A 20,177-nucleotide genomic window follows, 5' to 3' on the forward strand; every position below is an offset into this window, starting at 1 on the left:
GGGATATATGTCTAATGCACAACGAACATGATTTTTCCGCTGCTGGCGACCGCCTTTCAACCTTCCCCGCTTTCTTCCGGGTTGAGGGACGGCAGGTCGCTGTTTTCGGAAATGGCGATGAAGCCTTCGCGAAGGTAAGGCTTCTCGCCAACACCAACGCGCATATCATTGCCTATGCCGACAAGCCGGAAGCCGATTTTGCCCGTTATATCAGCGAAAATGGCATTGATCATCGAGCTTTGGCTTTCGCCGGCGAATTGATCGAAGGCGCCACGCTGGTTTTCGCCGCTACCGGCGATGAGGCGCTGGACCGTGAGATCGTCACCCTCGCGCGCGCCGCGAAAATCCCCGCCAATGCGGTGGATCAGCCGGAATTCTGCGATTTCTTTACCCCCGCGCTCGTCGCCCGCGCACCCGTCGCTGTGGCTATCGGCACGGAAGGGGCAGGGCCGGTTCTTGCCCAGATGATCCGCGCCCGCATCGACCAGATGCTGTCGCCGTCGCTTGGAAAGCTTGCGCGCCTCGCCGTGCAGTATCGTGATGCGGCCGAGGAGAACGTGCCGAAGGGCGCCTTGCGGCGCAATTTCTGGCGACGGTTCTTTTCAGGTGCGGTGGCGGATGCCGTCGCCGTTGGCGATACGCTCTCCGCCCGTCAGGCCGTCGACCGCCTGCTGCAATCGCCCGAACGCAGCGAAGGACGTATCTGGCTCGTCGGCGCAGGACCGGGCGCTGAAGATCTGCTGACGCTGCGCGCGCAGCGCGTGCTGATGGAAGCCGATGTGATCGTTTACGACGCGCTTGTGCCGCAGGCGATTGTCGATATGGGCCGCCGCGATGCGGAGCGCCTCTCCGTCGGCAAGCGCAAGGGTTGCCACAGCAAGTCGCAGGATGAGATCAACCGCCTGCTGGTGCGCCTCGGCAAAGATGGCAAGCGCGTCGTGCGCCTCAAATCCGGCGATCCGCTGGTCTATGGCCGGGCAGGCGAAGAAATGGCGGCGCTGCGCGAAGCCGGTATTGCCTATGAGATCGTGCCCGGCATCACGTCGGCCTTCGCCGCCGCTGCGGATTTCGAATTGCCGCTGACGCTGCGCGGTGTCGCTTCATCGCTGATTTTCACCACCGGCCACGATCTGGCTGGCGATGTCCTGCCCGATTGGGCAAGGCTTGCGGTTTCCGGCGCCACCATTGCCGTCTATATGGGCCGCAGTGTTGCTGCTTCGGTCGCGAAGCGGCTGATCGACGCGGGATTGGGTGTGGAAACCACGGTTGCCGTCATCGAAAACGCCAGCCGCGCGGATCGCCGCCTGCTGCATGGCACACTGAACGATCTGCCCGAACTCGAACATCGCGATGAACTGACCGGACCGGTCATGGTGATCATCGGCGATGCGGTGGCGGGCGCCAATTTTGACAGGTCCGAGGCGCTTGCATTGTCAGTGCGGCCGGCGGATTTCAAACGGGAGTATGTAAATGGCTGACAAGGTTTTGACCGCCAACCGCCTGAGCGATGGCATCGCCGTCTGGCTCGATGCCAACGGGGAGTGGACGGAGAACCTGCAGGGCGCAATCGTTGCCCGCCATGCGGAGGCCGTCGCCTCGTTCGAGGAAATCGGCAAGCGGGATTTCTCCGCCAACAAGGTCGTCGATGTGGCCGTCATCGATGTCATCGAAGAGAACGGCAAGCTTTGGCCGACGCGTCTTCGCGAACGCATTCGCGCCGCCGGCCCCACCGTGCACTATGCCACCGGCTTCAAGCCGGCCGATGCAGCATTCATCGCAGTCTGAGGAATAATATGTACCGTTACGACGAGTTCGATCACGCATTTGTTGAAGGCCGCGTGGCGCAGTTTCGCGATCAGGTCGAGCGCCGCCTTTCCGGCGAACTGGCCGAGGATGCGTTCAAGCCGCTGCGCCTGATGAACGGCGTCTATCTTCAGCTGCACGCTTATATGCTGCGCGTCGCCATTCCTTACGGCACGCTGAATTCGAAGCAGATGCGGATGCTGGCTCATATTGCCCGCAAATATGACCGGGGTTATGGCCACTTCACCACCCGCCAGAACATCCAGTACAACTGGCCGCGCCTTTCCGATACGCCGGATATCCTGTCCGAACTTGCGAGCGTGGAAATGCACGCGCTCCAGACGTCCGGCAACTGCATTCGCAACGTCACCGCCGATCATTTCGCCGGTGCGGCCGCCGATGAGGTCGCCGATCCGCGTCCCTATGCGGAAATCCTGCGCCAGTGGTCTTCCGTTCACCCGGAATTCTCCTTCCTGCCGCGCAAGTTCAAGATCGCCGTCACCGGCGCCGAGCGCGACCGTGCCGCCATTCAGGTGCACGATATCGGCCTGCACCTGAAAAAGAACGACAAGGGTGAGATCGGTTTCGCCGTCTATGTCGGCGGCGGGCAGGGCCGCACGCCGATGATCGCCAAGAAAATCCGCGACTTCCTGCCGGAAGAGGACTTGCTTTCCTATACGACGGCAATCATGCGCGTTTATAACCTGCACGGCCGCCGCGACAATAAATACAAGGCGCGAATCAAGATCCTCGTGCACGAAACCGGTGCGGAAGAACTGGCCCGCCAGGTCGAGGTCGAATTCGCTGAACTCAAGAACACCGAGTTGAAGCTTCCGGATGCCGATATTGCGGCAATCACCGCTTATTTCGCGCCGCCGGCGCTGAAGGACCGGCCGGAAGGCTGGGAAAGCCTGGCGCGCTGGAAGCGGGCCGATGAAGGTTTTGCCCGTTTTGTCGAGCAGAACGTCGCACCGCACAAGCATCCCGATTACGGCATGGTGACGATCTCGCTGAAGCCGATCGGCGGCATTCCGGGCGATGCGACCGATGAGCAGATGGAACTCGTCGCCGATATCGCCGCGGAATATGCCTTCGACGAAATCCGTATCAGCCATGAGCAGAACATCATCCTGCCGCATGTGGCCCTGGCCGATCTCGAGCCGGTTTATCGCGCGCTGGTGGGTGCGGGCCTTGCGACCGCCAATGCCGGGCTGATCACCGATATCATTGCCTGTCCCGGGCTGGACTATTGCGCGCTCGCCAATGCGCGCTCCATTCCGGTGGCGCAGGAAATTTCCACCCGGTTTGGTTCGCCGGAACGTCAGGCGGAAATCGGTGAGCTGAAGATCAAGATTTCCGGCTGCATCAATGCCTGCGGCCACCACCATGTCGGCCATATCGGCCTGCTGGGTGTGGAGAAGAAGGGCGCGGAACTTTACCAGATCACGCTTGGCGGATCGGGCGATGAGAACACCTCGATCGGTGAAATCATCGGCCGTGGCTTCGAGCCGGAAAAAGTCACCGACGCCATCGAAACCATCGTCGACACCTATCTCGGGCTTCGCCTTTCGAAGGAAGAAATTTTCCTCGAAGCCTATCGCCGCGTTGGACCGCAACCGTTCAAGGATGCGCTCTACGGTTCCGCTGCAGAAGCCGCCTGAGGAGAATGCCATGACGAAAATCTGGAACCGCGACGGCTTCGTGGAAAACGATCCCTGGCTGATCGAAACGGAAGAAGTGAAAGCGACGGCGGAGCAGAAGCCCGTGCTGCCGCTCGCCGATTTTCTGGTTCGTGCCGCCGAAAGCAACGATATCGGCCTCGGCGTTCTGATCACGCCCGCCGACGATGTGACGCGGCTCGGACCCTATCTCGACCGTATCGATCTTGTCGCCATAAGCTTCCCGGCCTTCAATGACGGTCGCGGTTTCAGCCACGCTTCGCTGCTGCGCAGCCGTCTCGGTTTTGCGGGCGAGGTGAGGGCGGTTGGCGACGTCCTGATCGATCAGGTGCCGCTGATGCTTCGCACCGGCTTCACCAGCTTTGCGGTGACGAATGGCACGGCCATCCGCCGCCTGTCCGAAAATCGCCTGCCGGAAATTCCGGTTTATTACCAGCCGACGGCGAAGCCGGCGAGCGGCGGTGAGGCCTATAGCTGGCGTCGTCGTGCGTCTCTATGACACGTTGCGTGGAAATATGAGTTTTTGATACATATTTCCTACGCACATGGCAGTATTGACATTCTCATGCCTTCAAACCGGAGCAAAAATGGTATAATTGCCCGGTCGGAGAATGTCGCATCGAATAAGAATGGACGGAACCTGAAATGAACGCGCCAGCCAAGACGGAAGATTTCGCGATCAAGATACCTGACGGTGTTTACGCCGAGACGGTTTTATCGGTGGAACACTATACCGACCACCTGTTCCGTTTCCGTATGACGCGCCCGGCCGGCTTCCGTTTCCGTTCCGGCGAATTCGCCATGATCGGCCTGATGGTCGGCGACAAGCCGATCTATCGCGCCTATTCCATCGCCAGCCCTGCCTGGGACGAGGAACTGGAATTCTTCTCGATCAAGGTTCCGAACGGTCCGCTGACGTCGCATCTCCAGGCAATCAAGCCCGGCGATACCGTTCTGATGCGCAAGAAGCCGACAGGCACGCTGGTTCTGGATGCGCTGACGCCCGGCAGACGGCTTTACATGTTCTCCACCGGCACCGGCATCGCGCCTTTCGCGAGCCTGATCCGTGACCCGGAGACCTATGAGAAGTTTGAAGAGGTCATCCTCACCCATACCTGCCGTGATGTTGCAGAGCTGAAATACGGCTTCGATCTGGTCGAGGAAATCCGTAACCACGAATTCCTGAACGAGATCGTCGGCGACAAGCTGAAGCACTATGCGACCGTCACCCGCGAAGATTACCCCTTCAAGGGCCGCATCACCACGCTGATCGAGAACGGCAAGCTGTTTGCGGATCTCGGCGTCCCGGCGCTCGATCCCGAAATCGATCGCGGCATGATCTGCGGCTCCTCGGCAATGCTGAAGGACACCAAGGAGCTTCTGGAAAAAGCCGGCCTGAACGAAGGCGCCAACAACAAGCCCGCCGAATTCGTGATCGAGCGCGCTTTCGTCGGTTGATCCCATAAAAAGCTACGAGATTTCAGGAGGCCGTCAGGCCTCCTTTTTGTTTGCGCCTTCAGTGCCGGTGTTGAGAGGCGGCGTCGTCATCCTGTTTCGGGGCTATTTCGTTGCGATAGAGAAGAAAAAGCCCGATGGCGATAGCGGCAATGCCGCCGCCGACGAGATGCGACAGCGAATAACCGCCCTTCGTCACCAGCCAGCCTGCGACGACATTGCTGAACGATGCGCCGATACCCTGAACCATCATGACGCTGGCAAGGCCGACATTAAAACGACCGGTGCCTTTCAAAATCCTCTCCACAGCAACCGGGGTGACGATGCCGAGCAGGCCCGCGCCAACGCCATCGAGAAACTGCACCGGGAAAATCACCCAGAAATCCGAAAAGGCCGAGGCGAGGAGACCGCGTATCGGCAACGCGATCAGCGCGATGATGAAAACGGTCGAGAGACCGAAACGGCGTATCAGCCATGGGGCCATTGCGGCGACAAAGATCATCGCGAATTGCGCGACGCCGGTAATGATGGCGGTGGTGCGGAAGGGCGTCTGCAGTTCGATGGCGAAATCTTGCGCGATCAACCTGCCCATCGGCGCGTTGCCGAAGTGGAAGACGAGCAGAATGATGGCGAGAAAGATCAGCCCGCGTTCGTGCAGCAGCACCCTGATCCCGGACGGCCCCGGCTCTCCCTTGTCTTCGGCAAGGCCACGCGCAACCTTGTGATCAATCCTATCGGGATCGATGGCCGCCGTAGCGAGCAGGGCGCCTGCAGCGGTCAGCAGCATGAGACCGATGATCCCGTTCATGCCGAAGAACGTTACAACCACATAAGTCGCGAAAAGCGACGCAAAATTACCACCGTGGTTCCAGAACTCATTGCGCGAAATCTGGTGGGAGAACAGTCGCTCGCCGACAAGGCCGAGTGTGAGGCCGGCAAGCGCGGGACCGACCACTGCGCCAACCACCGCCGTTATGATCTGGCCGGTCCAGACGATCCAAACATCCGGAAAGATCAGCGTTATCAACGCCCCGACGGTCACGAGAACAACGGGGATGGCAATCAGCGTTCGTTTCCACGTCGTGCCATCCACCAGCGCGCCGCAGAGCGGTGTGGCAAGCAGACCGACGAGGCCGCCGACCGTGGCGATCATGCCCAACGAAAGCGAAGACCAGCCCTGTGTCGCCAGAAATGCATCCAGAAACGGCCCGAGGCCGTCACGGGCATCGGCAAGAAAAAAATTCAGCGCTGCAAGGGCAAAAAGCGTGCGGTCTGAGATACCACCGCTACGCGGCAAGCCACCGGAAGGAAGTCCGCCGGGTGGTGCCGAAACGCCGATTGTCGTCATGAAATATGCTCCGAAAAATATGCAAGAGGGAATGGGAATTAATTGAGGCTGGCGAAAAACATCTGTGCCCGCATTTGGTTGCATTGGCACGACATGAGGATAAATCCTAGATGTTTTTGGTCGCTGCAAAATGGGCTGGAGGAACGTTTAACGGTACTGGTGAGTTAGTCTTCGTGGAAAAACGGATACGCGCCATGAAGATCAAGGTTTTTGCAGTTTTATTTTCGGCCGGATTGCTCGGCACGCAGCCCGCACATGCGGACGAACGCGCATTTCTCTCATCGCTGAAAGGCACATGGGCAGGCAAGGGAACCGTGATTACCCGGATAGGCACGCCGCCGATCAATGTGACTTGCACACTGAACTCCAATGCGGGGGCATCGTCGCTCAACATGTCCGGCACTTGCCGCGGCCTTCTCGTGGTAAGGCGGGCAATCGCTGCCGATCTGTCGGAGAAAGGCGGACGCTACAGTGGCGCCTATACCGGGCCTTCCGGCCGCCCATCCGCGCTTTCCGGCACAAGACAGGGAAACGCCATAAACCTGACGGTGCGATGGAACCGCGATATCAACGGCGACCGCATTGCTGCCATGACCATTGAAAAGATTGGAGCCAACGGCCTGCGGCTGCGCACCACCGATAAGGACGGCAGGACCGGCAAGACGGTGGTGACGAGCGATATCCGGCTCGTTCGCTAAGTCAGCGGTGAGACAATGACGGATGGGCGGCTCGGGTTTCTAGTGGAATTCGAGCAGCAGGGGGCAATGGTCCGAAACTTCCGGCTGCCTCACCACATCGAAACGATCGATCTGCACGGCTGGATTGACCAGCATGTAATCCGCATAACGGTTCGCTTTGGCATAATGTGAGGTCCGGGTGTCCGTAAAGCCGCGTGTCGTGACGAGTTCGGTGAGTTCCAGTTCCTTCAGCACAGCGAAGGTCTCGCTGTCAGGCAGGACATTAAAATCACCGCAGACGATGATCCGGTCGCCATCCTCAGCAATGTTTTTGACAAGTTGTAAGAGGCGTTTTGCCTGCGCCAGACGGGCGGGGATATCGTGTTTGCCGCTGAGGTCGCGCAATCCGTGCATATGGGCGATGACGGCCGGCTGACCGGTGGTGAAGTCGAAAACCCTGACGGCGTGGCCCGTGCGCGACCGTGGATGATCTCCATATCCGTCCGCGGAAAAAGTGCCGTGCACGAACCCTTGCGCCTGCGCAACGACGGCCATGGATTTGCGCACAAAGGTCGCCAGCCCCCATTGGGAAGGATATCTAATCTCGCCGTGCCAGAGATCACCCTGCGCCGCCGGACAGAAGATCGCCAGGTGATCCGGCAAGGCCTCGGCGATTTCGTGGAAGAAGTTTGCCCTTTGCGGCAGGTCGATGCCGTGATCGCGGTAGCTCAGCCAGTCCTCAAAGGCAGTCGGCGTGTGCACCACCTCCTGCAGGCAAAGAATATCGGGATCGGATGAGGAGATATAGGGAACAATCTCGTCATGAAGCTTTCCGCCCCAACCATTCAGGCAAATCACACGCATTCCCGCTCCATCGCCGCTTGTTTGCGGCATCCGTTCTAGCATGGAATGTGTGGCGAGCAATCGTGTGTGGCGGGGCCGCGAAACGTTGCTGTCGTAAAGGAAAAGGCCCGGATCGCTCCGGGCCTCTGCATGGGCCAGTCGCCTGCCATTTCGTTATATTACATCTTCGGCAGCAACACCTTGTCGATGACATGAATGACGCCATTGGATTGTTTGACGTCGGCGATGGTGACGTGGGCAACCGTACCATTCTCGTCCGTCAACGTGATTTTTCCCATGCTTTCCTTGGCCTTGAGAACGCAGCCGCCGACGGTCTTCACGTCATGCTCACCTTTGTCGTCCTTGATCATTTTTTCGATGGCAGGTGACAGTGCATTGGCGGCAACCACATGGCAGGTCAGCACCTTGACCAGCTTCTCCTTGTTCTCGGGCTTCAGAAGATCATCGACCGCACCCTTCGGAAGGGCCGCAAAAGCCTCGTTGGTTGGTGCGAACACCGTGAACGGGCCCTTTCCCTGAAGTGTTTCGACAAGCCCGGCAGCCTTGACCGCTGCGACAAGCGTTGTATGGTCTTTCGAGTTCATCGCATTTTCAACGATGTTCTTGTCCTCGAACATTGCGGCGCCGCCAACTTTGGGGTTCGCGGCATAAGCGGAAACCGTGCCGATGGAAAGAGCTGCGGCCAGCGTCAGGACGCGAACAGAAACGTTGTACATCGTTATTCCTCCTTGGTGACTTCCAAACCCCGAAAGGTACTTCTTCCGGTGGCCGCTATCGGTTATCCGTAGCGACACAAGAGACGGAAGCCGGCTCCTCGAAGTTTCGAGGCGAGCCAGGAAAAATGATAAATAATTGATTTCAAGAATGATTATCTATGTGTCGACATAAAAAAGCCCGGGGCGATCCGGGCTTTTGTCTTGAGAGAAACGAAGTTTACTCAGCCGCTTCGGCATAAGCCTCCATCGGCGGGCAGGTGCAGATGAGGTTGCGGTCGCCATAGACATTGTCGATGCGGTTGACCGGCGACCAGTATTTGTCGATGCGGAACGCGCCGGGCGGGAAGCAGCCCTTTTCGCGGCTATAGGGACGATCCCATTCACCAACGAGGTCTTCCACCGTGTGCGGTGCGTTCTTCAGCGGGTTGTTGGTCTTGTCCGCACGGCCTTCCTCGATGTCGCGGGCTTCCTCGCGGATCGCCAGCATGGCATCGCAGAAACGGTCGATTTCCGCCTTGGTTTCGGATTCCGTCGGCTCGATCATCAGCGTGCCGGCAACCGGCCAGCTCATGGTCGGCGCGTGGAAACCGCAGTCGATGAGGCGCTTTGCGACATCGTCCACCGTCACGCCGCAGCTATCTGCCAGCGGGCGGGTATCTATAATGCACTCATGCGCCACGCGGCCGGTTTCGGACTTGTAGAGCACGTCGTACGCACCCTTCAGCCGCTCGGCGATATAGTTGGCGTTGAGGATCGCCACCTTGGTCGCCTGCGTCAGCCCTTCGCCGCCCATCATCAGGCAATAGCTCCACGAAATCGGCAGGATCGACGGCGAGCCGAACGGGGCAGCAGACACCGCACCCTCACGACCGTCCGTCGCCGGATGGCCGGGCAGATAGGGAGCAAGATGCGCCTTGACACCGATCGGTCCCATGCCGGGGCCACCGCCGCCATGCGGAATGCAGAAGGTCTTGTGCAGGTTGAGATGCGAAACGTCCGAACCGATATCGCCGGGGCGGGCGAGACCGACCATGGCGTTCATGTTGGCACCGTCCAGATAGACCTGTCCACCATGCTTATGGGTGATTTCGCAAATCTCGCGAACCGTCTCCTCGAACACGCCGTGGGTGGACGGGTACGTGATCATGCAGCACGAGAGGTTTTCTTGATACTGCTCTGCTTTTGCACGGAAATCATCGATATCGATGTCACCATTGTCCCGCACTTTGACGGGCACCACTTTCATGCCGACCATCTGCGCCGAGGCAGGATTGGTGCCATGCGCCGATGTCGGAATGAGGCAGACGTCACGGTGTGTGCCGCCATTGGCGAGGTGATAGTTGCGGATGGTCAGAAGCCCTGCATATTCCCCTTGCGCGCCGGAGTTCGGCTGCATGGAGAAGGCATCGTAGCCGGTCACCGAGCACAGTTTTTCCGAGAGATCGTCGATCATCTCCTTGTAGCCGAGCGCCTGATTGGCCGGCACGAAGGGATGGATGTCGGAAAATTCCGGCCAGGTGATCGGCAGCATTTCCGCTGTCGCATTCAGTTTCATGGTGCAGGAGCCGAGCGGGATCATCGAGCGGTCGAGCGCCAGATCGCGGTCCGAAAGGCGGCGGATGTAACGGGTCATCTCGCTTTCGGCACGGTTCATGTGGAAGATCGGATGCGTCATATACTGGCTGGTGCGCAGCAGTTCCTTCGGCAGACGATATTCCGGCTCGAAATCCGAGATCGAGAAATTGCCGCCGAATGCGCGCCAGACCGCCTCAAGCGTCGCCGGGCGCGTGCGCTCGTCAAGGCTCATGCCGATTTTGGTCGCGCCCACCTTGCGAAGGTTCACGCCTTCCGCAACGGCCGAGCGCAGGATGACGCCCTGCATGTGGCCGACTTCAACGGTGATGGTGTCGAAGAAGGTTTCCGGCTCGATGGTGTAGCCGAGCTTTTCCAGCCCCTTGGCCATCAGAACGGCCTTCTGGTGGGTCTGCTGGGCGATCGCCTTAATGCCCTGCGGGCCATGGAAGACGCCATACATGGAGGCCATGACGGCCAGCAGCACCTGCGCCGTGCAGATGTTCGACGTGGCCTTTTCGCGGCGGATATGCTGTTCGCGTGTCTGCAGCGACAGGCGATAGGCGCGGTTGCCGCGCGCATCGACCGAAACGCCGACCAGACGGCCGGGCATGGAGCGCTTATGCGCATCCTTGACGGCCATGTAAGCCGCATGCGGACCGCCGTAACCAACCGGAACGCCGAAGCGCTGCGAGGTGCCGATGGCGATGTCAGCGCCCATTTCACCGGGCGACTTCAGAAGCGTCAGCGCCAGAAGATCGGCGGCGACGGCGGCAATCGCGCCCGTCTGGTGCAGGCGGGAAATCAGGCCGGAGAAATCGCTGACATGGCCGTGGGTGCCCGGATACTGGAAGATCGCACCGAACACATCGACCGGGTCGAGATCAGTAAAGGGGTTGCCGACAATCACCTTCCAGCCGAGCGGGGCCGCGCGGGTCTCGATCAGCGCAATGGTCTGCGGATGGCAATTGGCGTCAACGAAGAAGGCGGTCGCCTTGGATTTCGCAACGCGCTGGCACATCGCCATGGCTTCGGCAGCCGCCGTCGCTTCATCGAGCAGCGATGCGTTGGCAACATCGAGGCCGGTCAGATCGCAGACCATGGTCTGGTAGTTCAGCAGCGCCTCAAGGCGGCCCTGGCTGATTTCCGGCTGATAGGGCGTATAGGCCGTGTACCAGGCCGGGTTTTCCAGAATATTGCGCTGGATGACCGGCGGCGTGATGGTGCCGTAATAACCCTGGCCGATCAGCGAGGTCAGAACCTGGTTCTTGTTGGCCGTCTCACGAAGACGATCCAGCGCCTCGCGTTCGGTCAGCGCCGCACCCCAGGTCAGCGGCACTTTCTGGCGGATGGAGGAGGGAACGGTGGCGTCGATCAGGGCATCGAGGCTCTTATAGCCAACGACCTTCAGCATCTCGGCCATTTCCGACGGCGACGGCCCGATGTGACGCCGGTTGGCGAAATCATAGGGCTGATAGTCGGTGAAATGGAATTCGGTGGGCGTCGTCATTACGCGATAAGCTCCTTGTAGGCTGCTTCATCGAGCAGCGTCTCGGCATCGGCCGGATTGGAGAGTTTCAGCTTGAAGAACCAGCCGGCGCCCTGCGGGTCGGAATTGACGAGCGAGGGATCATCGACGATGGCCTGGTTGATTTCGACCACTTCGCCATCCAGCGGACAATAGACATCGGAAGCCGCCTTGACGGATTCAACGGTTGCCGCGTCGCCATCCTTGGAGAAGGTGGCGCCCACTTCCGGCAATTCGACGAAAACGAGATCGCCAAGCTGTTCAGCGGCGTGGCTGGTGATGCCAACGGTGGCGATATCGCCTTCGAACTTCAGCCATTCGTGTTCTGCGGTAAATTTCAGCATCGTATTCTCTCCGGAGATGGGATGAAGATTATCGTTTATAGGTGGGCTTGATGAAGGGCAGGGCGGCGACGGTGAGGGGCAGATATTTGCCGCGCACTTCCGCGAAGATCGCCGTGCCGGGAGCAGCGTAAGAAACAGGCACGTAACCCATCGCCACGGGGCCTTCGACCGAAGGACCGAAACCGCCCGAGGTGACTTCACCGATTTCCGTTTTGCCTTCGGCATCCGCAAAAAGCTTCGAATGGCCGCGCACCGGCGCCTTGCCCTCCGGCTTCAGGCCGACGCGACGGCGCGAGGTACCGTCCTTGAGTTCGCCGAGAATGCGCTTCGCACCCGGAAAACCGCCTTCACGGTCGCCACCGGCGCGGCGCGCCTTCTGGATCGCCCATTCGAGCGAGGCTTCGATGGGGGAGGTCGTAGTGTCGATATCGTTGCCATAAAGACAAAGGCCGGCTTCCAGACGCAGGCTGTCGCGCGCACCAAGCCCGATCGGATCGCAATCGGGATGTTCGAGCAGCGCCTTGGCAATCTCTTCGGCCTTGTCGGCCGGTACGGAAATCTCAAAGCCGTCTTCACCGGAATAACCGGAGCGCGAGACGATGCACGGCACGTCATGCAGCGGCACTTCCTGCACATCCATGAATTTCATTTCCGAGACGCCGGCCCAGAGTTCAGCCAGAACGGCCTCAGCGCGCGGACCCTGAAGCGCGATAAGCGCCCGGTCATCGAGAAGAGTTATCTCGCAGGCATCGGAAAGATGCGCCTTCATATGGGCGACATCGGCATCCTTACAGGCGGCGTTGACGACGACAAAAAGATGATCGCCGCGATTGGTGATCATCAGATCATCCAGAATGCCACCATTTTCGTCGGTGAAGAAACCGTAGCGCTGGCGGCCTTCCTTGAGGCCGAGAATGTCAACCGGCACCAGCTTTTCGAGCGCGCGTGCGGCATCTTCATTCTTGCCGGACTTCGCCTTCAGGATCACTTGGCCCATATGGGACACGTCGAAGAGGCCGGCGGAGGTGCGGGTCTGGAGATGCTCCTTCAGAACGCCGGCCGGATATTGCACGGGCATGTCGTAACCGGCAAACGGCACCATGCGGGCGCCAAGCGATATGTGCAGGGAGTGGAGCGGCGTGGTTTTCAGCGCGGCGGTATCGTCCAAGGACGCCTCCAGGGTTGCGCGAATGATCGCGCGGGCTCAGGTCATGGCGCAAAGCACCGGTTCAAGAGCCCCCTCTGTCCTTGTCGCCTGAGATTGTTATCCCTTCGGCGAGCCGTCCTTATGAAAGGTGGCTTCTCTCCAGAGTTCCGTCGTCACCGCTGGTCCTTTTGCCTGAGAGTTTCCGGGGCGGTTGCTCCTTCGGCACCGCATTGAAGCGGTTTCTCCCAACGATGATGCGACGCTCATTATCTTCGAAGACCCGTTATTGGCAAGGACCAAATGACGCATCTGAACAGATTCTTGCTCCATCTGCGCCATCGGCGCAGCGATCCGCGGCGACAAATGGCCTAGGCGGCTTTCTTCAGTCGGATTTTTTCTCAGGCAGGCCCTTGCGTTTGGTCGATGCGAAATCCTCAAGTTCCTTTTCTGTCATGGACTTCTCCATGCTTTTTGAAGCACCTTTTAAACTGGATTTCTTCGTTTCTCCGCGTTTGGCCGCCAGTGCGGCGCCCGCCGCTTTCTGCTGGGCCTTCGATTTGGCTGGCATGTCGGGCCTCCCTTGGAACGATGGTTGTGGCAGGAAAATGCCGCCTGGCATCTATTGTTCCCTTGCGACGGTCTGGCCTGCGGCAAAATTCCCCTTTGAAATCGGAGAGAAACAGGGATATCGCCTAGAACATGGATGCAAATCGAACACGACGATTGATGGGGATGGAGAAAATGCTTCGCATTTTCTGCGCGACCCTGATGTTGTCCCTCGGTTTTGCCCACAAGCCGGCGCTTGCCGCAGCACCCGCCGTTGCGCTGGATGAGAGTTACCGGCTGCCGGACGGCACCTTCGCGGAAATCTGCCTTGGCCATGGCAACGGCGTCAATGCTTCCCATACCAGGGAAGGCCCCGCCCATTCCGGCGACGCCATCCTGTTTTGCGAGGCCTGCCTGCTCGCCTCGTCCATTCTTCTGCCGATGCCCGATACGGCTGGCTGGCTGAAGACTGAGTTTGCCTGGCTCGACAACCGCCTCCCTGCGGAATGGAGCTTCCGCTCCGTGCTGACGATCCAGAAGCCCGCCGCGCGCGGCCCTCCGTCCCTGTTCGCCTGATTTTTCGTTTTACGGGATCATCGCCGCCTTTGGCGGCACGGAGCGGCTGCGCGGACCCAGAGGGATAGCAGCCGCAGGGACAAGCAAATGAAAACCACCAAGATCATCACATGCAGCCTTTTCGTCGCCTCGGTTTCGACCGTGCAGGCTTTCGCCCATGCCACATTCGTTGACGGTTCGGCCGAACAGGAAAGCACCGTCGTTGCCGCCCTCCAGGTGCCGCATGGCTGCGAAGGCGGGCTCGCCACCACCGAAGTTCAGATCAAACTGCCGGAAGGTTTCATTGCCGCAAAGCCCCAGCCCAAGGCTGGCTGGGAACTGGAGGTCATCAAGGGAGACTACCAGAAGGCCTACAAGAACCACGGCAAGGAGATTAAAAACGGACCGGTCGAAATCCGCTGGAAGGGCGGCAACCTGCCGGATGAATTCTACGACACCTTCTCCGTGCAGGGAAAAATCTCCGGTATTGAGGCGGGGCAGGACCTGCCATTCAAGGTAACGCAGCTCTGCGGCGACAAAGGCAAGGTTGCCTGGGACGAAGTGGCAGCGGCCGGCGTCGATCCACATTCCCTGAAAAGTCCCGCTCCCACCATTCGCGTTGCCGCAAAGGCTGCGCATGCCGGCGGCCATGATCATTCCGCCATGGATATGGATGTCGTGAAGGCCGGCAGCCTCGAAGTGTCCGAGGGAACGACCAAGGCCATGCTGCCGGGCCAGCCTGTGGGTGGTGGATACGTGACGATCAAGAATACCGGCGATAGCGACGACAAGCTGATCGGCGTTGAATCGTCGTCCGCCGGACGTGCAGAAATCCACGAGATGGCCATGGTCAACGACGTCATGAAAATGCGCAAGCTGGATGACGGCATCGTCATTCCCGCCGGCCAGACGGTGGAGCTGAAGCCCGGCGGCCTGCACATGATGTTCTTCGATGTGAAGAAGCCGTTTGCCGAAGGCGACAAGGTGCCGGTGACGCTCATCTTCGAAAAGGCCGGCAAGGTGGAGATCGTGCTGTCCGCAGGCGCAGCCAAGGGCGGCGGCGACCACCAGCATAATTGACCGATAAAAAACGGCTACCGGAACGCGTGACAGGTCCGGTAGCCGCAAATTTTCATCTGTCGTGTTTGTTCTTCAGCGCAGTGGCGGAAAAGCCGGGTGGCATTCGCCCACGTGATTTTCCTGAACTCGGTCGCAAATCTCTAGAAGATCAGTCTGACACCAGGCTGAATGCGAAGGCTCCGCCTATATGGCGAAAAACTGAAGAAATTACATTAATATATATATATCCACTTGATCTATAAATTACTTTCAGATTTTGATGTGAAGCTGTTTTCCTCGTAGGCCTCCACGGCCTGCTCGAGTGTCGCCTGTGGCTCCTGGCGCTGGCTGCTTGCTATCAGGAAATAGAGGGTGAGGGCCGGCGGCTTGATCGTCGTCATCAGGCCCCTGAGCTGAAAGTCATCCCCGTTTTCGGCCTTGCGCGCCAGTTCGTGAATGGCCTCTTCAACCTCGCTCTTGCGCGGCACGCGTTGCGGCGGCTTCATGGCCTCCAGCGCATAGGCCGCTGTATTCGCGGAAACGGAAAGAACCTGTGTCATCGAACCTCCGGCCATCTTCGCCGACCCTGAAAAACCGTAGATTAACAGTTGCCCATTGTTGGAAGGCTAAATCGCACAGCTGCAATTTAATCGTATTTTAACAGCCCAAAGCGCCGGGCAAAGGGGTTTCGCCAGCGGTTCCCATGGTCTAAAAATGTCCTGGACCGTCCGGTCCGACGATTTCTTCCGGAGACACATTCCCCATGATCAATATCGCCCTTGTCGCTGCAGGCGGCGCAATCGGTTCCGTGTTCCGTTATCTGGTCGGGGTCTGGAGCATGCGGTTGGCCGGACCGAATTTTCCCTGGGGAACCCTTGCCGTCAATGTGGTCGGATCTTTCCTGATCGGTCTGCTGGTCGAGCTTGTGGCGCGCCGGCTGAACGCCTCGATGGAAATGCGCCTGTTTCTCGTCACCGGCGTGCTCGGCGGGTTCACCACATTCTCGTCCTTCTCGCTCGATGCGGTCGCGCTGTTCGAACGCGGCGCGCTCGGGCTATCGGCGGTTTACGTGCTTGCAAGCCTCGCTGTTTCCATCACGGCGGTTTTCGCCGGGCTGGCCTTGGGCCGCAGTTTGTTCTAAAGGCTTGGTCCAAACGGCGCGCCGACGAATAGGGCGCGCGATCAGGACAGAAAGACTGGAAATTTCATGGCAGGTATCGAGCATATCAAGGTCGGGGCCGACGAGGCCGGTATGCGCCTCGATCGCTGGTTCAAGATTCATTATCCGGGACTTGGTTTCGGGCAGTTGCAGAAGCTTCTGCGCTCCGGCCAGGTGCGTGTGGATGGCGGCCGGGTGAAGACGGATGCACGCGTGCAGCCGGGACAGATGGTGCGCATACCGCCGGTCGATTCCGATCTCAAGGTCAAGAGCGGCCCGATCGGATCGAAAGACCTCAAACACTCCGAAGATGGCGAGCTTCTGGCGCGCATGCTCCTGCATGAGGACGACAAGGTCTTCGTTTTCAACAAGCCGGCCGGCATTGCCGTGCAGGGCGGCTCCGGTGTCACCCGCCATATTGACGGGCTGCTGGAAGCCTGGACCAATCAGAAGGGCGAAAAGCCGCGTCTGGTGCACCGCCTCGACCGCGATACGTCGGGCGTGCTTGTGGTTGCCCGCACCCGCGGTGCTGCACAGAAGCTGACTGCCGCCTTCCGCGAACGCGATACCAAGAAGACCTATTGGGCGCTGGTCAAAGGCGTGCCGCGCAAGCATCAGGACAAGATTTCCACCTGGCTGGTCAAGGAACAGACCATGGATGGCGATCGCATGCGTATCGCCAAGCACGGCGAGGAGGGGGCCGATCACGCCGTTTCCTATTACCGCGTCATCGATACCGCCGCGCAGAACCTCGCCTGGCTGGAAATGGAACCCTATACCGGCCGCACGCATCAGCTTCGCGTGCACGCGCTGCATATGGGCCACCCGATCATCGGCGATCCGAAATATTACATCGACGATCCGAACTGGGATTTCCCGGGCGGCATCCAGAAGCGCCTGCACCTCCACGCACGCCATATCGACATTCCGCATCCGAATGGCGGCCGGCTTCGGGTCAGCGCGCCCCTTCCGCCGCATATGGTCCAGACCTGGAACCTGCTCGGTCTCGACGTGGCCGATGGCGACAGGGAAGACTGACAGCCCATGAAACTGGTTCTTTTCGATTGTGACGGAACGCTGGTGGATAGCGCCGGCCTGATCCATGCCGTCATGTCCGATACTTTCGCTGATTTCGGCAAACCGCGCCCCGATATCTCCGAAACCAAGGCGATCATTGGCCTGACGCTGGATATCGCCATCGCCCGCATGCTGGGCAAGGCGCATGTGGATGATGAAGCGAAGGCGATGACGGAACGTTACAGGGAACTCTATCATCCCCTGCGGGAGCGGCCGGAAATGACCGTACCGCTTTTCGACGGTATCGCCACGCTGATCGATACGCTTTCGAAACGCGACGATGTGCTGATCGGCGCGGTGACAGGCAAGGGCCGGCGCGGTCTTACCCATATCCTGCAGACCCACGGCCTTGCCGATCACTTCATCGTTTCGCGCACGGCGGATGATTGTCCCTCCAAGCCGCATCCGGCCATGGTGATGGAATGCTGCCATGAAACCGGCATGGTTCCGGCCGATACTGTCGTTATCGGCGATGCGATCTACGACATGCAGATGGCCAAGGCCGCCGGCGCGAAAGCAATCGGCGTTGCCTGGGGTTATGCCTCGGTCGACGATCTCTGGAAGGCAGGCGCCGATGCGGTCGTCAGCCACCCGCGCGAAATTCCGGCCTATGTTCCGGCCGATATTCTTGAATAACCTTTCTATCCGACTGACGAGGACGTGCCATGCGTGATCTCCTGAACGACCTTTCGGAGGGCCTGAGCCATCCCGACCCGATCCTGCGCGCGCAGATCCAGATGCAGAAACCTCTGCCGAAGCGGTTCTATAAAGATGTCACCGTCGGCGAGGCGGAGGAGGGCGGTTTTACCATCCTTCTCGATGGCAAGCCGCTGCGCACCCCCGCCAAGAAGCCGCTGACCGTCCCGACGCGCGCGCTGGCGGAACTGCTTCGCGATGAATGGGACGCCCAGAAAGAAGTGGTGAATCCGGTGGTAATGCCGGTTTCTCGGCATGTGAACACGGCCATTGATGGCGTCGCCAATGATACCCAGGCTGTTTTTGAGGACATACTTCGTTTTTCCTCTTCCGATCTCCTCTGCTATCGCGCCGGCGATCCGGAAGCGCTGGTTGCGCGGCAGACGGACCATTGGGATCCGGTTCTGGACTGGGCGGCCAATGTGCTGGGAGCGCGCTTCATTCTCGTCGAAGGCGTGATGCATCAGGACCAGCCGCGCGAAGCCATCGCGGCCTTTGCGGTAACGCTGAAGAAATACGATACGCCGATTGCGCTTGCCGCTCTCCACACCATGACATCGCTGACCGGCTCCGCCATTTTGGCGCTGGCGCTGGCGGAAGGGGAGTTGACGCTGGAGGAAGCCTGGGCGCTCGCCCATCTGGACGAGGACTGGACCGCCGAGCAATGGGGCGAGGACGAGGAGGCGCTTGAGCGCCGCGCCGTCAGGCTTGTCGATATGCGCGCGGCACTCAATGTTCTGGAGTCGCTCAAGAGCGCGTCTTAACGCTTTTCTAACCCTGATGGCCGAATATGCGGTTACCTCACGTTAGGGGAGCCGCTGATCATGACCACCTCGTTGAAACGCCTTGGCATTCTTGTGCTGGCGTGTTTCACGCTCATGTCTTTCAGGCTGGAACCGGAAGCGACCCATACTGACCGGCTGCTGTACGATGTGCGCGGCGCATTCGTCGCCGCACGCCCGGATGTCGCTCCGGCGCTGATGCAGTCAATTCATGCGCAGGTGCAGAATGCGATCAAGACGACGGCGCGTGGAGAAACGCGGCCGCGCGTGGTACTGACCATCCGTCTCGCATCCGTTACACGCGGCCCGTTCCTGTTCGGGGAAAGGGCGTCAGCCAAGGTCATCGTCCGCGCCGCAGCCGTCGCGACGGGAGAGGTGATCGCAGAGGCCAAATTCACCGCCACTGTCGTCAGCTTCGACAATCAGTCGATAGAGCAGGAACTTGCCTATGGCGTCGCCGAACGCGTGATCCGTGAATTCAGGCTCAGCCGACCCGGCCCGACGACGCTGGCGACGGCTCTGTTTCCATGAGCAGGACGCAAAAGGCGAGAGCGCGAAGCCTATTCGTCCGCATTTCAGCTTCCGAAATATTTCAAGCTTCAATCAGGCGCATCTTCGGTGCTCTTAAATTAACATACGTCACGTATATGTAATTGACATGCGGCGCGTATGTAACTATCTGACATACGCAACGTATGTAAATGGGCGTCCGAAGCCTCTTTTAAAAAGAGCAACGCTTCTCGGCATCCATGACCACTCAGCCAAAAGAGAGATGCATAATGACCGCACGCGAAGCAATTTTCCCCGCTAACAGGCATGCGCTTTACGAGGAGCATGGCTATTCCGCAGCTATCCGATCCGGTGATCTTCTTTTCGTTTCCGGCCAGGTCGGCAGCCGTGCCGATGGAACGCCCGAACCTGATTTTGAACGTCAGGTCCGGCTGGCCTTTGAAAACCTCAAGGTCACGCTTGCAGCGGCGGGCTGCACCTTCGATGATATTGTGGATGTGACGACGTTCCACACGGACCCACAAAACCAGTTCGGAACGATCATGGCCGTCAAGCAGGAGATTTTCAGCCAAAAGCCTTACCCGAACTGGACGGCCGTCGGCGTCAACTGGCTTGCCGGCTTCGATTTCGAGATCAAGGTCATTGCCCGCATCCCGTAAT

22 protein-coding genes and 1 riboswitch are annotated in these 20,177 nt (G+C 59.4%); of the genes, 14 read left to right on the forward strand and 8 right to left on the reverse strand.

Annotated features, from left to right (window positions below; translation table 11 throughout):
• Window positions 1-14 precede the first annotated feature (14 nt).
• From cysG to BTE54_RS14645, 5 genes are all read left to right on the forward strand, one after another.
• Complete coding sequence (gene cysG, locus BTE54_RS14625; RefSeq protein WP_078052952.1) at window positions 15-1,478, forward strand: siroheme synthase CysG; 1,464 nt, start codon at window positions 15-17, stop codon at window positions 1,476-1,478.
• Complete coding sequence (locus tag BTE54_RS14630; RefSeq protein WP_003521341.1) at window positions 1,471-1,785, forward strand: DUF2849 domain-containing protein; 315 nt, start codon at window positions 1,471-1,473, stop codon at window positions 1,783-1,785. Before cysG ends, BTE54_RS14630 begins: the two co-directional genes overlap by 8 nt.
• Window positions 1,786-1,793: 8 nt before the next feature.
• Window positions 1,794-3,464 carry a nitrite/sulfite reductase gene (locus tag BTE54_RS14635; RefSeq protein ID WP_003521340.1) on the forward strand — a complete coding sequence of 557 codons (1,671 nt, stop codon included), beginning with the start codon at window positions 1,794-1,796 and terminating at the stop codon, window positions 3,462-3,464.
• A 10-nt stretch (window positions 3,465-3,474) separates the two neighbouring features.
• Window positions 3,475-3,981: a DUF934 domain-containing protein gene (locus BTE54_RS14640; RefSeq protein WP_078052953.1), complete on the forward strand. Its 507-nt coding sequence runs from the start codon at window positions 3,475-3,477 to the stop codon at window positions 3,979-3,981.
• A 146-nt stretch (window positions 3,982-4,127) separates the two neighbouring features.
• On the forward strand, window positions 4,128-4,940 hold the full coding sequence (locus tag BTE54_RS14645; protein WP_035264028.1) for a ferredoxin--NADP reductase: 813 nt from the start codon (window positions 4,128-4,130) through the stop codon (window positions 4,938-4,940).
• Window positions 4,941-4,998: 58 nt separating this feature from the next.
• On the opposite strand, the gene BTE54_RS14650 is transcribed toward BTE54_RS14645, so the two are convergent.
• Window positions 4,999-6,285, reverse strand: coding sequence for an MFS transporter (locus BTE54_RS14650; RefSeq protein WP_065655400.1), 1,287 nt, complete (start codon window positions 6,283-6,285; stop codon window positions 4,999-5,001).
• 194 nt (window positions 6,286-6,479) lie between these two features.
• Between BTE54_RS14650 and BTE54_RS14655 the strand changes: the two genes are divergently transcribed.
• Window positions 6,480-6,983, forward strand: coding sequence for a hypothetical protein (locus BTE54_RS14655; protein ID WP_078052954.1), 504 nt, complete (start codon window positions 6,480-6,482; stop codon window positions 6,981-6,983).
• Between the two features lie 39 nt (window positions 6,984-7,022).
• Here the strand turns inward: BTE54_RS14655 and BTE54_RS14660 are convergent, their stop codons facing one another.
• The 6 genes from BTE54_RS14660 to BTE54_RS14685 form a co-directional block, all read right to left on the reverse strand.
• On the reverse strand, window positions 7,023-7,826 hold the full coding sequence (locus tag BTE54_RS14660; RefSeq protein ID WP_065655402.1) for an endonuclease/exonuclease/phosphatase family protein: 804 nt from the start codon (window positions 7,824-7,826) through the stop codon (window positions 7,023-7,025).
• 158 nt (window positions 7,827-7,984) lie between these two features.
• Window positions 7,985-8,542 (reverse strand): fasciclin domain-containing protein, encoded by a 558-nt coding sequence (locus BTE54_RS14665; RefSeq protein ID WP_078052955.1) that lies wholly within the window; start codon window positions 8,540-8,542, stop codon window positions 7,985-7,987.
• Window positions 8,543-8,759: 217 nt separating this feature from the next.
• Window positions 8,760-11,624: an aminomethyl-transferring glycine dehydrogenase gene (gene gcvP / locus BTE54_RS14670; protein WP_065655404.1), complete on the reverse strand. Its 2,865-nt coding sequence runs from the start codon at window positions 11,622-11,624 to the stop codon at window positions 8,760-8,762.
• On the reverse strand, window positions 11,624-11,986 hold the full coding sequence (gcvH, locus tag BTE54_RS14675) for a glycine cleavage system protein GcvH (protein WP_065655405.1): 363 nt from the start codon (window positions 11,984-11,986) through the stop codon (window positions 11,624-11,626). Before gcvH ends, gcvP begins: the two co-directional genes overlap by 1 nt.
• A gap of 28 nt (window positions 11,987-12,014) precedes the next feature.
• Window positions 12,015-13,154, reverse strand: a complete 1,140-nt coding sequence (gene gcvT / locus BTE54_RS14680; RefSeq protein WP_078052956.1) for a glycine cleavage system aminomethyltransferase GcvT — start codon at window positions 13,152-13,154, stop codon at window positions 12,015-12,017.
• A gap of 149 nt (window positions 13,155-13,303) precedes the next feature.
• A riboswitch (glycine riboswitch) is annotated at window positions 13,304-13,391 on the reverse strand.
• Between the two features lie 124 nt (window positions 13,392-13,515).
• Window positions 13,516-13,701 (reverse strand): DUF3008 family protein, encoded by a 186-nt coding sequence (locus tag BTE54_RS14685; RefSeq protein ID WP_065655407.1) that lies wholly within the window; start codon window positions 13,699-13,701, stop codon window positions 13,516-13,518.
• Between the two features lie 173 nt (window positions 13,702-13,874).
• Between BTE54_RS14685 and BTE54_RS14690 the strand changes: the two genes are divergently transcribed.
• Together BTE54_RS14690 and BTE54_RS14695 are read left to right on the forward strand one after the other, a co-directional pair.
• Window positions 13,875-14,255 (forward strand): hypothetical protein, encoded by a 381-nt coding sequence (locus tag BTE54_RS14690; protein WP_078053098.1) that lies wholly within the window; start codon window positions 13,875-13,877, stop codon window positions 14,253-14,255.
• A gap of 87 nt (window positions 14,256-14,342) precedes the next feature.
• Window positions 14,343-15,314: a copper chaperone PCu(A)C gene (locus BTE54_RS14695; protein WP_078052957.1), complete on the forward strand. Its 972-nt coding sequence runs from the start codon at window positions 14,343-14,345 to the stop codon at window positions 15,312-15,314.
• A 236-nt stretch (window positions 15,315-15,550) separates the two neighbouring features.
• On the opposite strand, the gene BTE54_RS14700 is transcribed toward BTE54_RS14695, so the two are convergent.
• On the reverse strand, window positions 15,551-15,853 hold the full coding sequence (locus tag BTE54_RS14700) for a hypothetical protein (RefSeq protein WP_065655458.1): 303 nt from the start codon (window positions 15,851-15,853) through the stop codon (window positions 15,551-15,553).
• A gap of 203 nt (window positions 15,854-16,056) precedes the next feature.
• Here BTE54_RS14700 and crcB point away from each other — a divergent pair, with 203 nt between their 5' ends.
• The 6 genes from crcB (at window position 16,057) to BTE54_RS14730 (ending at window position 20,176) form a co-directional block, all read left to right on the forward strand.
• Window positions 16,057-16,434 carry a fluoride efflux transporter CrcB gene (gene crcB, locus BTE54_RS14705; RefSeq protein WP_065655410.1) on the forward strand — a complete coding sequence of 126 codons (378 nt, stop codon included), beginning with the start codon at window positions 16,057-16,059 and terminating at the stop codon, window positions 16,432-16,434.
• A gap of 66 nt (window positions 16,435-16,500) precedes the next feature.
• Window positions 16,501-17,490 carry an RluA family pseudouridine synthase gene (locus tag BTE54_RS14710; RefSeq protein WP_078052958.1) on the forward strand — a complete coding sequence of 330 codons (990 nt, stop codon included), beginning with the start codon at window positions 16,501-16,503 and terminating at the stop codon, window positions 17,488-17,490.
• A gap of 6 nt (window positions 17,491-17,496) precedes the next feature.
• Window positions 17,497-18,165: an HAD family hydrolase gene (locus BTE54_RS14715; protein WP_065655411.1), complete on the forward strand. Its 669-nt coding sequence runs from the start codon at window positions 17,497-17,499 to the stop codon at window positions 18,163-18,165.
• Window positions 18,166-18,194: 29 nt separating this feature from the next.
• On the forward strand, window positions 18,195-18,989 hold the full coding sequence (locus BTE54_RS14720) for an ATP12 family chaperone protein (RefSeq protein WP_059752907.1): 795 nt from the start codon (window positions 18,195-18,197) through the stop codon (window positions 18,987-18,989).
• A gap of 60 nt (window positions 18,990-19,049) precedes the next feature.
• On the forward strand, window positions 19,050-19,538 hold the full coding sequence (locus BTE54_RS14725; RefSeq protein ID WP_065655413.1) for a hypothetical protein: 489 nt from the start codon (window positions 19,050-19,052) through the stop codon (window positions 19,536-19,538).
• A 248-nt stretch (window positions 19,539-19,786) separates the two neighbouring features.
• Window positions 19,787-20,176, forward strand: a complete 390-nt coding sequence (locus BTE54_RS14730) for a RidA family protein (RefSeq protein WP_078052959.1) — start codon at window positions 19,787-19,789, stop codon at window positions 20,174-20,176.
• The last annotated feature ends 1 nt before the right edge of the window (window position 20,177 follow it).

Origin of the sequence: Agrobacterium sp. YIC 4121 (assembly GCF_002008205.1) — a bacterium.
Classification (GTDB): Bacteria; Pseudomonadota; Alphaproteobacteria; order Rhizobiales; family Rhizobiaceae; genus Agrobacterium; species Agrobacterium leguminum.